The 14,177-nt window shown below is 50.3% G+C and carries 14 protein-coding genes; 7 read left to right on the top strand and 7 right to left on the bottom strand.

Annotated elements, in window-relative coordinates:
• Positions 1–142: 142 nt before the first annotated feature.
• Positions 143–1,576, bottom strand: a complete 1,434-nt coding sequence (locus tag DXA36_RS30125; RefSeq protein WP_118682950.1) for a S1C family serine protease — start codon at positions 1,574–1,576, stop codon at positions 143–145.
• Positions 1,577–1,707: 131 nt separating this feature from the next.
• Between DXA36_RS30125 and DXA36_RS33910 the strand changes: the two genes are divergently transcribed.
• Entirely contained in the window at positions 1,708–1,830 is a 123-nt protein-coding gene (locus DXA36_RS33910) for a hypothetical protein (RefSeq protein WP_279221574.1), read from the top strand.
• A 7-nt stretch (positions 1,831–1,837) separates the two neighbouring features.
• Here DXA36_RS33910 and DXA36_RS30120 read toward each other — a convergent pair whose 3' ends face one another.
• On the bottom strand, positions 1,838–2,656 hold the full coding sequence (locus DXA36_RS30120; RefSeq protein ID WP_118682949.1) for a delta-lactam-biosynthetic de-N-acetylase: 819 nt from the start codon (positions 2,654–2,656) through the stop codon (positions 1,838–1,840).
• A gap of 116 nt (positions 2,657–2,772) precedes the next feature.
• Positions 2,773–3,243, bottom strand: coding sequence for a TspO/MBR family protein (locus DXA36_RS30115; protein ID WP_118682948.1), 471 nt, complete (start codon positions 3,241–3,243; stop codon positions 2,773–2,775).
• A 220-nt stretch (positions 3,244–3,463) separates the two neighbouring features.
• Between DXA36_RS30115 and recA the strand changes: the two genes are divergently transcribed.
• Complete coding sequence (gene recA, locus DXA36_RS30110) at positions 3,464–4,474, top strand: recombinase RecA (RefSeq protein WP_118682947.1); 1,011 nt, start codon at positions 3,464–3,466, stop codon at positions 4,472–4,474.
• Between the two features lie 54 nt (positions 4,475–4,528).
• On the opposite strand, the gene DXA36_RS30105 is transcribed toward recA, so the two are convergent.
• From DXA36_RS30105 to DXA36_RS30090, 4 genes are all read right to left on the bottom strand, one after another.
• Complete coding sequence (locus DXA36_RS30105) at positions 4,529–5,023, bottom strand: heavy metal-binding domain-containing protein (protein WP_118682946.1); 495 nt, start codon at positions 5,021–5,023, stop codon at positions 4,529–4,531.
• 106 nt (positions 5,024–5,129) lie between these two features.
• Complete coding sequence (locus DXA36_RS30100) at positions 5,130–5,474, bottom strand: hypothetical protein (protein WP_118682945.1); 345 nt, start codon at positions 5,472–5,474, stop codon at positions 5,130–5,132.
• Position 5,475: 1 nt separating this feature from the next.
• Positions 5,476–6,078 carry a hypothetical protein gene (locus DXA36_RS30095; RefSeq protein WP_118682944.1) on the bottom strand — a complete coding sequence of 201 codons (603 nt, stop codon included), beginning with the start codon at positions 6,076–6,078 and terminating at the stop codon, positions 5,476–5,478.
• Between the two features lie 7 nt (positions 6,079–6,085).
• A complete protein-coding gene (locus tag DXA36_RS30090) occupies positions 6,086–6,760 on the bottom strand; it encodes a hypothetical protein (RefSeq protein ID WP_118682943.1) in 675 nt (224 codons plus the stop codon).
• 203 nt (positions 6,761–6,963) lie between these two features.
• Between DXA36_RS30090 and DXA36_RS30085 the strand changes: the two genes are divergently transcribed.
• The 5 genes from DXA36_RS30085 (at position 6,964) to DXA36_RS30065 (ending at position 14,152) form a co-directional block, all read left to right on the top strand.
• Positions 6,964–8,010, top strand: a complete 1,047-nt coding sequence (locus tag DXA36_RS30085; protein ID WP_118682942.1) for a helix-turn-helix transcriptional regulator — start codon at positions 6,964–6,966, stop codon at positions 8,008–8,010.
• A 164-nt stretch (positions 8,011–8,174) separates the two neighbouring features.
• On the top strand, positions 8,175–9,548 hold the full coding sequence (locus DXA36_RS30080; RefSeq protein WP_118682941.1) for an alpha-glucosidase/alpha-galactosidase: 1,374 nt from the start codon (positions 8,175–8,177) through the stop codon (positions 9,546–9,548).
• A gap of 67 nt (positions 9,549–9,615) precedes the next feature.
• Positions 9,616–11,025: an MFS transporter gene (locus DXA36_RS30075; RefSeq protein WP_118682940.1), complete on the top strand. Its 1,410-nt coding sequence runs from the start codon at positions 9,616–9,618 to the stop codon at positions 11,023–11,025.
• A 97-nt stretch (positions 11,026–11,122) separates the two neighbouring features.
• Positions 11,123–13,552: a glycoside hydrolase family 2 protein gene (locus tag DXA36_RS30070; protein ID WP_182479326.1), complete on the top strand. Its 2,430-nt coding sequence runs from the start codon at positions 11,123–11,125 to the stop codon at positions 13,550–13,552.
• Between the two features lie 162 nt (positions 13,553–13,714).
• Positions 13,715–14,152, top strand: coding sequence for a hypothetical protein (locus DXA36_RS30065; RefSeq protein WP_118682938.1), 438 nt, complete (start codon positions 13,715–13,717; stop codon positions 14,150–14,152).
• Positions 14,153–14,177: the final 25 nt, after the last annotated feature.

Genomic DNA, 14,177 nt, shown 5'->3' with positions numbered 1-14,177 from the left:
AAATGTGTCAGATGAGGCTGACACATTTGACTGGTCTCATCTCCATGGTCTGACAGGCACCTGCGAAAATTCCTTTTCCGTCCCGGGAGAGGGGCGCCGACAGCGGGCGGAGGGCCGTCTGGTACCTGCGAAGTTAGAGTTGTTAATAGATAGCCCCCATGTCCTTCTGGGTTCCTGCACCCGGAAGTTCTGCCGCTCCGGCCTGGGATCCGGTGCTTTCCGCGTGGCCTAAGGTGAGGGATACGGTTTTTTCCGTGTAGGCATTGTCGCTGCCCAGGGTCTGGATGGTAAGCTCTACGGTTTCGCCTGCGGGATAATACGCAAGAAGATCGGTCAGCTCCTGTATCTGGGTTATGGTTTTGCCGTCAAATTCAGTAATGACATCCCCTTTCCTGAGTCCGGCCAGTTGTGCGCCGCTGCTTTCCGATACGCTGGCAACATAGACGCCGGAAGGGATTCCGTAAACGCTGGTTACCGATTCCGTTACCGTGATTCCGGTGATACCGATGCTGGATTTCTGGTCATCGCCTACCTTGCTTCTGGTGGTTTCATTCATCAGCTTTTCAATGATATCGGAAACTCTGGAAACCGGGATGGCATAACCCATACCTTCCACTTCCGTACTGGCTAATTTGGCGGAATTGATACCGATGACTTCGCCTTTCATATTAACGAGCGCGCCGCCGCTGTTGCCGGGATTGATGGCGGCATCGGTCTGGATATAGGTAGACTGGCCGGCCGAATCGTTGGAAGCTGTTTCCTGGCTGCCGCCCAGGGTACGGTTTGTGGCGCTTACGATACCGGTGGTAACGGATTGGCCGTAGCCCAGCGCGTTTCCGATAGCCACAACCTGTTCACCCACACGCAGGGAATCCGAATCCCCGATGGAAGCGACGGCGATCTGGGACATGGTGTCTGCGGATATGCTTTCCAGCGGAACAGCGATTACCGCAAGGTCGTTATCGGGATCCGTGCCTTTCATATTTGCTTCATAGACCTGGTTGTCAACAAAAGCGACGGAGAGGGTATCGGCGTCTGCAATGACATGATAGTTGGTAACGATCAGAAGCTCGGAATCATTTTTGCCGATGATGATGCCGGAACCGCGGCTTTCTGTCTCCTGGGGGACGGTTTCCCCGCTGTAGCCGTAACCAAACATATTAAAATAATTCTGCACCTCCTGTACCGACTTATTCGTTATGGAAACGATAGAAGGCATGACGGCTTCTGCGATATCGGAAACATCCAGGCTGCCTTTCGCATCGGAAGTGCCGGAAAGGGAAGCGGTTTTCATAAGGCTTGCGGAGGGGCTTTGTGCGGAAGAGGCGTCGGCATCCTGCGCTGCAGTGTCGTAACCGGTTATATAATTTACCACCTGAAAGGATCCGGCAGCCACTCCGCCGAACAGCGCTGCACTTAAGGTGATGGCGCCTATTTTTTTCAGGAGACGGGTACCTTTCCGGGGGCGTCCGGGACCGGCCGGTTTGCGGGGCGTTGTAGGTCCGTTTTCCGGCATTTCACTGTAATGGTACATCTGGTCTCTGTTTTCATAAAGCTCATTCTGATATTCAAACATAATAGTCAACTCCTTTTTATGATTACATCTGTTTTCTTTGTTTCTATAGCTGTAGTATAAAAAGGAATTGTGATGGAATTATTATTAAATTGTGAGGAAACTGAGAAAAAAGTAAGGAAAAAGTGTGAAACGTGAAAGTGGATTCGAAAGCGCCGAAGAAAGCCGCTTCCGAATATCGGAATCCCACACCGGAAGATGGGAGTTACCATTCCCCTTACGGATGGTTTGTGCTTTCATCGGCAGCAGGACAGTAAGTGCGCGTCAGCTGGTTCCGACCCCCGGAAGCTCTGTCAGAGAACGGAAGCTGTAGCCCATTTCTTCCCATTTGGTAAGAAGTTCATCCAGGATTTCCCCATTGGTTTTTGAGGTATTATGTAACAGTATGATAGCGCCGGGATGTACCCTCTTGAGGAGCTTGTTAAAAGCTTCTTCGTGGGTAGGCTGCTGGTTCTGGTCCCAGTCCACATAAGCCAGGCTCCAGAAAAAGGTTTTATATCCCAGATCTTTGGCGATTTGTAGATTGTTTTCGCTGTATTTTCCCTGAGGCGGCCGGTAAAATTTCTGCATGGGCTGGCCGAAGGTCTGTTCATACAGCGTTTCCAGTTCTCCCAGTTCCTTTGTAAAATCTTCTTTTCCCATCTGTGACATGTCAGGATGGTGATAGCTGTGATTCCCCACGATATGTCCTTCGTCCAGCATGCGCCTGACGAGATCCGGACTGGTTTCCAGATAATTCCCTACAATAAAAAAGGTTGCTTTTACATTGTGCTTTTTCAGCGCATCCAGAATGGCAGGGGTATTCCCGTTTTCAAAGCCGCAGTCAAAAGTGAGATAGAGCACCTTTTCCTGTGTGTTTTCCGCGTAAAAGGCGTTGTATTTTGCCAGCTCCTCGAAGGTGGCGTTAGCAACAGGCGGCTTTCCTTCGTCCCGGAAGCTCAGCCCCCAGTTCCCTTCTGCCGGAAGGACTGCCGATGTGCTAAAGGCATCCACAGCCTGGGCCAGGAAGCGGCCTGCCAGAAAAGCCAGGACAAAAAGAAAGAGCAGTCCGGCCAGTCCTTTGATTTTTTCTCCATTTTTCATATCAGATATCCGGTTTTTCTTACAGGATATGTGCTGAAAGCCGTATTTATGTCTGCCATAGACGGTAACATCTGGATACGGAGAAGAAGAACTGGCACCTGCTTCTTCCTTCCTTTTTAATTCAGGATGGCAATGCCGAGATTCAGGTACCCTGCAAAGGTAACCCAGAGCAAATACGGCAGCAACAGATACGCCGCCGGCCTGGAGATATGGTAAAACAAGCGGATTGTGATAAGGATAAGGAGCCAAAGCAGCACAAGCCATACGAAAGAGAAGAAATACCAGCCCAGATTAAAGAAAAACAGCGGCCAGAAAAAATTCACCGCCAGCTGCAGCCCATAAACGGAGAGCGCATTCCGGATATCACCCTGTCCGGCTCCGGAGGAGAATACCAGATAGGAAGCGATACCCATCAGGATATACAGTATGGTCCATACAATGGGAAATACGGCTCCCGGCGGGCTTAAGGGCGGTTTGTTCAGCTGCCGGAATACCTGCATGCTCCCTCGTGTCAGAAAACCGGACAGGCTGCCGGTAAGAACCGGTATAGCAATACAAAGCAACAGATTTTTCAGTTTTTCCTGCATATCATTTACCTCCTCTTTATTGTTATGTGGGAAAGAGACGGAATATGAGCCGGCGGGAAAAGGGCTGCAAGGATAAAATCCGCTGGAAAAAGTGCACAAATAAAAAGGATATATTATACGGCAAAACAACCAAACTTTATCATCATACTATAAGAAAACGCTTACGAAACGACCGCTGAACTGCTACAATAAAAAAAAACTACAGGACAGGTAAAAGCGTATGGATGAAGATAAGAAAAAAGCACTGGATGCGGCGGTCATGAAGATTGAAAAGGATTTCGGCCGGGGAGCGGTCATGCGGCTGGGAGATGCATCCGCCTTCGGAGAGGTGGAAGCGGTTCCTACCGGGGCGTTGAGCCTGGATATCGCGCTGGGGCTTGGAGGAATACCCCGGGGCAGGGTAGTGGAAATCTACGGGCCGGAGTCCAGCGGAAAAACCACGGTATCTCTGCATATGGCGGCCGAGATCCAGAAAAGAGGCGGTATTGCGGCATTCATTGATGCGGAGCATGCGCTGGATCCCAAATATGCCGCAGGTATCGGCGTGGATATTGATGCGCTTTACATTTCCCAGCCCGATACGGGGGAACAGGCACTGGAAATCGCGGAAATGCTGGTGCGTTCCGGGGCCATTGATATTGTCATCATTGATTCGGTGGCGGCCCTGGTGCCCAAAGCGGAAATCGACGGGGAAATGGGGGACAGTCATATCGGGCTTCAGGCCAGGCTCATGTCCCAGGCGCTTCGAAAGCTGACCCCTGTGGTGAGCAAATCCCGGTGCATTGTGGTTTTTATTAACCAGCTGAGGGAAAAAATAGGCATCCTGTTCGGCAATCCTGAAACGACCACCGGAGGACGTGCCCTGAAATTTTATGCATCCGTCCGTTTGGATGTCCGGCGGATTGATATGATTAAAAGCGGCGGAGAAAGAATTGGGAACAGAACCCGTGTCAGGGTGGTAAAAAATAAAGTGGCCCCGCCTTTTAAGGAAGCGGAATTCGACATTCTATACGGCACGGGCATTTCCCGGGAAGGGGATATCCTGGATTTGGCGGCGGCTGTTGCTGTGGTGGAAAAAAGCGGTTCCTGGTATTCCTATCAGGGCCGCCGCATCGCCCAGGGACGTGATGCCGCCAGGGTATTCCTGAAGGAGCATCCGGAAACCATGGCGGAAGTGGAGAGGAAGGTAAGGGAATATTACCAGCTGAAGCCGGATGGGGTTACCCTGTAGGGGAATACGGACAAGGGAACATACCTTTTTTAACAGGGAGCTTTAGCCCCCTGTTTATTCGATTTTAACTGAGGTACCATTAACAGATATACCGATCATATTTCCGGTAAAAGCCACATAACTGTATGAAATGCCAATAATGGCATTTCCTCCTCTGTTGATGGAATCCGTTATCATGTCATATAATGCGGCCTGTTTTGCATCTTTGAGCCGGTCTGAATATGCTTTTGATTCCGTTCCGAATAAATCCGAGAAACTGGCTTTAAAATCCGATATAAAACCGGTTCCGATTACCGTTTCCCCGGACACAAGACCCAGATATTCAGTAATCTGTCTGTTTTCAAATGTGAAGCCGGTGGTCAGACAATGTTCCTTAACTTCTTTTTTACTGAAAGGATTTATTGTATGGGCCTGTTCCGTTATTTCTTCAAGTGTTTCCGGATCCAGAAAAGACTCATCTATTATTTTGCCGCATTCCCAGCACATGTTTGCATTTATCATTTCCGGTGTCAAAGTACAGCCGCATTCCGGGCATTTGTTGTTTGTCATAAAAAACCTCCTTTGAATGATTATCGTTTGTCAGCCATATGCAACTATCTGCATCAATATGATTCTGCAGTCGTGTAACGGTATCCGTTCAGGCAAGTCAGAAGCATTACGGGAAATCATCCATTTCCCCCTTCTTAAAATAAAGAATCTGTTCGACCATCTCCTGATCCCGGACGGGAAGAAACGTTGTCAGCTTTGTGACAGTACGTCCGCACCGGGGACATCTGTAATGCTGGATGCCGCAGGCGTAAATACCTGTGGGAATATCTGCTTTCTTCGCTACCGGTACCAGGGCTTTTTTGAAATAGCCGGCATCCTCCATAGGGGCAAAATGCCCGACGCTCATTCCCGGCATGGCATACAGCTGTTTTTTCACCATTTCCATCGGACATCGGCAGCTGCTGCAGGAATCAGGGCGGAAACGGGCCTGTATTTGTTGTAAAAAACTCATTTCACTGTACCTGCCCCCTGACTTTGTTCAGCAGTCCGACCATGACGTCGGCCTTGGAAATGCCTGTCAGAATCTCTTTGCTGTTCATCGCATAACGCTGATTGGAAAAGAAAGTAGGTACCTTTACCTTGACACCGTCCACCAGGAACAGGAAGCTTACCTCACGGCTTCCCTCCAGGAACCACCGTCCTTTTTTCCCGTCGTTTACCCACGCTTTTGTAATCCGGTCCGCGGGCAGCACAAAACAACAGGAGGGATTTAAGCCAAACTGTAATGCTATCAAACGTTGGGTGGTATCGACCATTACTTTACAGGAACCGTTAAAGGTAATATTTGTAACAAAACCTGATTTTTCAAGCTCCGACAGCTGTTCCCCGGTTTTCGCCAGATTACGCTTCTTAATACGCTTGCAGGAAAGGAGATATAGCAAAAAGCCAAAAAGGAAGGGGCCGAAAATTAAGGGAATCAAGATGCTGTCAGGAAGTTCAACAGTAAAACTTATCACCATGCAGGCGGCCAGAACGGCAATTGGTGCCAAAATTATGGAAACGATCAGCAGTACATATTTCGTATCGGTTTTTTTAACAGTGCTATCAGTGAGCATACGTTTTTTACTCCCATTCTGATTTTTTTTTCTTTCCGTTTCCGGGCATAAAAAAAGAGGGAAATACACCAAGCCTTGCCCCGGCCATATGGAAAAGTGAAAAAGCGGCAACTCCGGTAATAGCTTGCGCAGCGGAAACAGCAGGCTTTGTGAAATCCTCTTCTTCCTTTACAGGACTGTTCCCTGACATATCAATATAAAAGTCGGTACCAGTCAGCGGCTGCCTGCTTTCTATCTGCGCCATAAAGTCTTTATCCTGCGCCAAATCGGCATAAACGGCCGTACCAACAGGCAGCAGATACTCGCCTCCCAGAATCGGGAAATCCTCCAGTTTTACTGCGGAGTCAATATAGACAGAGGCGGCGACATATTCCCCGGACGGCAGTTTCAGACAGTACAGGGGGGAATCTTCATAAAAGCCGGTTCCATAATCGTAGAGCGTCATGATATCATAGACGAGGGTGAACCTTTCGTGGGAAAGAATATCGTCCACGCTTTGTGCCCGGAAGAAATCTTCATCGGCCCTGCCGCCTATTTCACCGTCCGGTATCTGATGTCTTTCCGCATAGCTGTCATAGGCCAGTGCAGCAGCCCGCCCGGCCAGTCTGCCTGCTCCCCAGGAGGCCAAAAAAGCGATTACAAGGCAAAAAAGGATATCATCCCTGATTCTGTAAATGCGCATAAATTATATAACCTCTGTTTTCATAAGTATCCTTATGATATCATGGTACAGGGGGGTTTGCAAGTTATAGGGCCCTTCCGTTCCAGGGCATTTTGTGTTACAGGACGCTTCTGTGTCCGTGACGCCGGCTCCGCTTAAGGAAGGCCGGCGGTTATAGTCCGGGCGTGGCGGAAATCGGTACCCGGACGTGAAAGGAGCAGTTTATGGATATGGAAACCTGGTTTGCCCCGGCAGTGGAACTGGGGCAGCTGGTAAGGGAATATCGTACGGCGGCGCCGGAGGATAAAGAAAGGCTGGAGCGGCTGATCAGAAATTCTGCGTATCTATCGCGGGTGGATATTGTACAGAGCTATGGCGGAACGGGTTTTTTGCGGGGAATGCTGCCGGAACAGAATATCAATACGATAAAAAGAGATTTTTTTATGAATCCGGCGACGCCGTCCCCCCAGACGCCCGGGGAGAAGCATTACCAGATGCCTTACCACAGGCATGACTACCTGGAACTTATTTTTGTGCTCCGGGGAAAATATGTACAGTCCATAAACGGGGTGCTCCATGAAATGAAGGCGGGTGAGGTATGTATGCTCAATCCCAATGTCATCCACAGGGATGAAATATCCGATACGGGGGATCGGGTTCTGTTTATGGGGTTATCCTCCGGCTTTCTGAAGGGGGAACTGATGCGTTTTTTTGCGCCGCATCCCGAGGTTGCGGGGTTTATGGAAAACCAGTACGGCCGCACGGATCAGCAGTATATCTTGTTTGACAGGAAAGATTTTGCGCCAGTGCAGGCGCTTCTGGAGCAGATTATGGAAGAGGATGAGAAAAAGCTCCCGGGGCACCATCTGGTGATAAAAGGATATCTGGTCCGTCTGTTCGGGTTGCTGGTGGAAAATCACAGCTATGTCTGCCACTACCAGAGCCGCAGTGAAATAGAAGAAAATCTGGTGGCTGAAATATTGAAATATATGGAAGATCATCTTGCCGACGTGGACAGGACCGCTCTTGCCGCTTTTTTCCACTTTAATCCGGACTATCTGAACCGTTTCCTGGTACGTATGACCGGGGAAAACTATTCCGCTAACCTGCGGCAGATACGGCTGCAGAGGGCGGCAGAGCAGCTGAAAAATACGGATAAAAGCGTCAATGGCATCATACGGGAGCTGGGCTTTTCCAATAAAGGTCATTTTAACAGGATGTTCACGGAAAAGTACGGCATGCTGCCCGGTGCATACCGGAAGGAAGAATGAGTATAGATTCCAAATTAGAAAACAGAGTGGATACCGTTCAGAAAGTCTGAATCGGTAACCACTCTGTTTTTGCCTATCTGTTCATGTTACTGAAAAAGCACCGTTGGAATGCTATATTTGATGTACAGATTAGATAAAACAAATAGTGGGAGAAGGAGGAGAGAATGGACAAAATAACTTTTTTGGGAGCGGGAAGTACCGTGTTTGCCAAAAATGTGCTGGGTGATTGTATGCTGACGGAGCCTTTGCGGGAGTTTGAGTATGCGCTGTATGATATTGATCCGGAGCGTCTGGAGGAATCGTACCTGATGCTTTCCAATATCAATAAAAACTCCAACGGACAGAAAGCAAGGATTGTGAAATACAGGGATCGCTGCGAGGCGCTGCGGGGAGCCAGGTATGTCATCAACGCGATCCAGGTCGGCGGATATGAACCCTGTACGGTAACGGATTTTGAAATACCGAAAAAATACGGCCTGCGGCAGACGATTGGGGATACCGTAGGAATCGGGGGGATTTTCAGGGCGCTCCGCACGATTCCTGTGATGCTGGATTTTGTGAAGGATATGGAAAAGGTTTGCCCGGATGCCTTGTTTTTAAACTATACCAATCCCATGGCTATGCTCACTCTGGCCATGCTCCGGGCATCCTCCATCCGTACGGTGGGAATCTGCCACTCTGTTCAGGTATGTGTGCCGCAGCTGCTTTACCGGCTGGGCCTGCCCCAGGATCATGTGAAATACCGGATAGCAGGCATCAACCACATGGCCTGGCTTCTGGAAATTACCAGAAATGGGGAGGATTATTACCCGGAAATCAAAAGGCGTGCAGAAAAGGGGCCTGTATATAAACCCTATACCAGGGAAATGCTGAAGGATTATCCGCAGCTTTTGTATCCGGAATATGAATTTACCCCCGAAAAGCATGATGATCTCGTCCGTTTTGAGATCATGAAGCAGTTTGGCTGTTATGTCACGGAATCCAGCGAACATAATGCGGAATTCATGCCATATTTCATCCGGAAAAACCATCCGGAGCTGATTGAAAAATACCAGATCCCGCTGGATGAGTATCCGCGCCGCTGCCGAATCCAGATAGAACATTGGAAGCAGCTGAAAAAGCAGCTGGTAGGGGATGAAAAGCTGACCCATGTGCGCACCCACGAATACCCTTCCTATATTCTGGAGGCGCTGGAAACGGGAAAACCGTTTTCTTTTGCAGGAAATGTAAGAAATGACGGGCTGATTGAAAATCTGCCGAAGGACTGCTGTGTGGAAGTGACCTGTGTGGCGGGACAGGGGGGCATACAGCCCTGTCATGTGGGAAATCTGCCGCACCAGCTTGCAGCCCTCAATATGAGCAACATCGGAATGCAGCAGCTGACGGTGGACGCGGCGCTCACCGGAAAAAAGGAGTGTATCTATCAGGCGGCGCTGTTGGATCCCCACACGGCGGCGGAGCTTACCATCGATGAAATACATAGTCTCGTGGATGATTTGATCGAAGCCCACGGCAGCTGGCTTCCGGAATTCAAGTAAACGGTATGGCAGGCGGGGAAGCCGGACAGTGCCTGCCGGCAGTAAACAAAAAAGAGAGGTATATCTTATGAGTGAAACAATGACCCAAAACAAGTATGGTACAGAAACGGCCAAACCGGGAAAGCATAAGAACATGGCATCCGGAAAGGAAGTGCTGGGGCATGCGCTGGGCGGTGTGGGGCAGAATACGGTTTATGCGCTGTGGAGCGGCTTTATCACTGCTTTTTATACGGATGTATTCGGAATGAATCCGGCCGTTATGGCAGGTATTTTCCTGTTCGCACGGATCTGGGATGCAGTGAATGACCCGATGATGGGTATCATGGCAGACCGATCCAAAAGCAGGTTCGGGCGTTACCGCTGCTGGCTTCTGCGTATGCCGGCGGTTGTGGCGGCCTGTCTGGTTCTGAACTTTACCGTCCCCAATTTCGGGACGATGGGAAATATAGTATACGCGGCAATCACTTACATATTGATGGGCATGGCCTTTACCAGTGTGGACATTCCGTACTGGAGCCTGCCGGCGGCGATGACGAATGATCCGGCGGAACGGACAAAGATTTTCACGACGGCGACGCTGGGCACCAACCTGGCAACCACAGTGGGCAACATGCTCATCCCTATTCTGCTTGTAGCCTTCGGCGGAACAGCCAGCGCCCATGCCTATTTCATGACGGCGGTTATCTTTGCGGTGGTCGGCTGCAGCCTGTATCTGACCTGCTTTGGCCTGGTACGCGAGCATGTGCAGGCCCCTACGGAAAAATTCAGCTTTGCATTGGCTTTTAAATCCCTGTTTACCAATAAGCCTCTGTTCTGTATCATGATCACCAATCTTGTCATCAATCTGGCATTTATCATGAAAATGACATTGAATTACTATTACACCACCTATACGCTGGGAGATGTAAAACTGATGTCACTCATGAGTCTGATTACGCTCCCGAGTATTCTGGTGGGAACCGCCGCGGCACCTTTCCTGACCAAATTGGTGGGAAAGAAAAAGACCCTTCTGGGACTGATGATCGCCAACCTGTTGATCAGCGCTGTATTCTGGCTGGTAGGTTACGGAAATATCCCTCTCGTGCTTCTAATGGGAGCGCTGCAGATTCTCTGCGTGGGGGCATCCTTTGTGGTAATCAGCTCCATGACGGCGGATACCATTGAATACGGGGAATGGATGACCGGACAGAGAAATGAAGGCGTGATCACATCCACCCGTACCCTGATTACGAAAGTGGCTTCCGCACTGGTAGGCGTTGCAGTAGCAGCGGTTCTGACCATGACCGGCTATGTGCCCAATGTGGCACAGTCTGCACAGACTATGGGCGCGTTCCACTTTGTCGTATCATTCCTTCCGGGTATTGTCATGATGATCGGGGCGATCCCCATGTTCTTCTACAGCCTGACGGAGGAAAGGCATGCACAGATTATGGAAGAACTCAAAGAACGCCGCGCCCTGAAGGACAGCGGTAAATAATCCTGTAAACTGATGTGGCCGTTCATTTCCGCGGCCAAAGCTATTATCCGATACCGCAGACGCCTGCTATCCGGTGTCTGCGGGGAAGGGAGGAAAATTGAAAGAAAGAATCCCGTTTAATGACAGCTGGCTTTACAAGCCTTCTTTTACCTCCGCCGATCCGTGCGGTACCACCGATACGGCGGAGTATTCCCGGGTGGATTTGCCGCATACTAACAAAATCCTTCCATACAACTGCTTCGATGAAGCGGAATGCCAGTTTATCAGCAGCTATAAGAAGCTTTTCCGGGTAAGTAAGAATTGGGAGGGTAAAACGGTTCTGCTGGAGTTTGAAGGGGTCATGGCGGCATGTGATGTGTGGTGCAATGGAATCCATGTCGGCGGACATGAAGGCGGTTTTACGCCGTTTCAGGTGGATTTGACAGCGGCCGTAAGGTTTGGGGAAGAGAATGTGCTTACCGTAAAGGTGGATTCCACGGAACGAAAGGACATTCCGCCCTTCGGCAACGTGGTGGACTATCTGACCTATGGCGGAATTTACCGGGAGGTATGGCTGACTGCGGCGGATCCGGTATTTCTGTCACGGATTTTTCTGGACTGTCCCGATCCGCTGGAGGAAGAGAAAACGCTGCACTGCAGCTGTGAAATCACAGCGCGGCAGACCTGTGAGAGTACGGTGACAGTTACGCTGTTTTCCCCGCAGGGAGAGAAAATAGGGGAACAGACGGAAACTCTTTCCCTGGGACAGGGGTGCGGAAAATACCGGATCACCCTTTCTCATTTACAGAAAATTGCATTGTGGGATCCGGATCATCCCAATCTGTATACGGCGGAGGCAGAGATGAGGGCCGGAGATAACCGGGACATCTGCACGGAACGGTTTGGTTTCCGGTCTGCGCGTTTTACGCCGGAAGGGTTTTTCCTGAATGGAAAGAGGGTGAAACTAATCGGCCTGAACCGGCATCAGTCCTGGCCCTATGCGGGTTATGCCATGCCCCGCAGGGTGCAGAGGAAGGATGCACAGCTTTTGAAGGAGGAGCTGGGCTGTAACATGGTGCGCACGAGCCATTATCCCCAGTCACGCCATTTCCTGGACGCCTGTGATGAAATGGGCCTGCTCGTTATGGAAGAGATCCCGGGCTGGCAGCATATCGGGGAGGAGGCCTGGAAGGAACGCTCCCTGAAGGAGCTGGAAGAGATGATTGTCCGCGATTATAACCGGCCGTCTATTGTATTGTGGGGCGTGCGTATTAATGAATCCCAGGATGACCATGGCTTCTATACACGGACAAACGCACTGGCGCACAGCCTGGATCCCGGAAGACAGACGGGAGGGACCAGGTATATCCAGCGCAGTGAGCTGCTGGAGGATGTATACACCTATAATGATTTCACCCATGAAGGCGGAGAAGAAGTCTTTCGCCCGCAGCAGGAAACAACCGGCCTGGAATCGCCAGTGCCGCTTCTGGTTACCGAAAGCAATGGGCATATGTATCCCACAAAACGGTTTGATCAGGAGCAGCGCCTGACAGAGCATGCGTTAAGACATCTGCGGGTGATCAACGAAAGCCTTGGCAGGGAAGATTTGGCGGGAGGTATCAGCTGGTGTGCCTTTGATTACCATACCCACTCCAGCTTCGGATCCGGCGATAAAATCTGTTATCACGGCGTATTTGATATGTTCCGTAATCCCAAATATGCGGCCTATGCCTATGCTTCCCAGAAGAATCCGGCGATGCAGATCGTGATGGAGCCTGTTACTGCGGCATGCCGCGGTGAAAAAGATGGCGGCGGAATGGTTCCTTTTTATATCATGACCAATTGTGACTTTGTCAGAGTCTATAAGAATGGAAAGCAGGTGGCGGATTTTTACCCCCAAAAAGAGGACTTTCCCTATTTGCCGCATCCGCCGGTGATGGTGGTCCATCTGATGGAAGCGGATGTGATATCCGGTTTTTCCGGGGAGGACAGACAGCAGTTTCAGGAGTATCTGGAAAAGAGGATGCGGGAAGGAACGCTGACGGGGCTGCGGCAGGAGGATTTGGAATATCTGGCAAAGCTGGCACACAAGTACGGGCTTGATGTAAAAGGGCTGGTAACCACTGTGATTAAATCCGCGGGCGGCTGGGGAGATATCGCAAACAATCTGGTACTGGAGGGCTTTTGGGACGGCCGGGCCGTATGCTGCCGTGAAATCGGAGAAGGCAAATATGCGGCCGGAATTACGGCAAAGCCGGATGATACGGTACTTTATACGGGAGGCGAGACCTATGACGCCACCAGAATCACAGTGGAAGCCATTGATAATAGGGGTAACCTGATGCCTTTTATACAGGAATGTGTGGAAGTGAAGCTGGAAGGCCCCGTCAGTCTGATAGGGCCGGCACGCTTCCCTCTCACCGGGGGCATCTCCTCCTTCTGGATCCGGACTGCCGGGGAAACGGGCAGTGTCAGGATTTCCGTAGAAGGCATGACGGGCCGGACGGAATGTGCGCTGGAAGTAGAGCTTGCTGTGCCTCTCACCTGATGGCTGTATTTACCAGTTTTTTCTAATCTCTCGCAGGCCCGCAGCTCTCAGGTAAGAGAGCAGTTTTTCCAAAATGCGCATGCGGTATTACAAATCATCCATTCCTTTTCATGCACCGGCTCTTATAATAATAGAAACATACCGGAAGGAGGACAGGAATAAATGAATACGGAATTTTGTGCAAAATGGGCGGCGGGCCTGTTGAAAGGACTGGAGGAAAACTGCCCGCCGGAAACAAGGCGTGCCTGCCTGGAAAGCTGTGCTTTTATCCATTACAGAATCAATAACATGGATCAGCTTACGGAACAGTATGCAGGGGATTTGGAAGGATTTACCGATTTCCTCCAGTCAGAGTATGGCTGGATTATCCAAAAAAGTGATGACGGGAAAACCTTACTGGCAGATGAAAACAAGAGTTACTGTGTATGCCCTATCGCGGAGGCAATGAAGGGAGAAGTCCCCCTGTCCCTCTGCGACTGTTCCGCGGGCTATGCCCGGCTCCTGTTTTCCCGTGTGGCGGAGTGTGATGTGGAAGTCCGGGTAAAGCGATCCTTCTTAAGGGATGGATTATCCTGTATCTATGAAATTACTTTCTGTTAACCATATTTATGAAAACCGGCGGATA

The sequence above is a fragment of the Eisenbergiella sp. OF01-20 genome, from assembly GCF_003478085.1.
Classification (GTDB): Bacteria; Bacillota; Clostridia; order Lachnospirales; family Lachnospiraceae; genus Eisenbergiella.
This window is presented reverse-complemented; position numbering and strand designations above follow the sequence as displayed.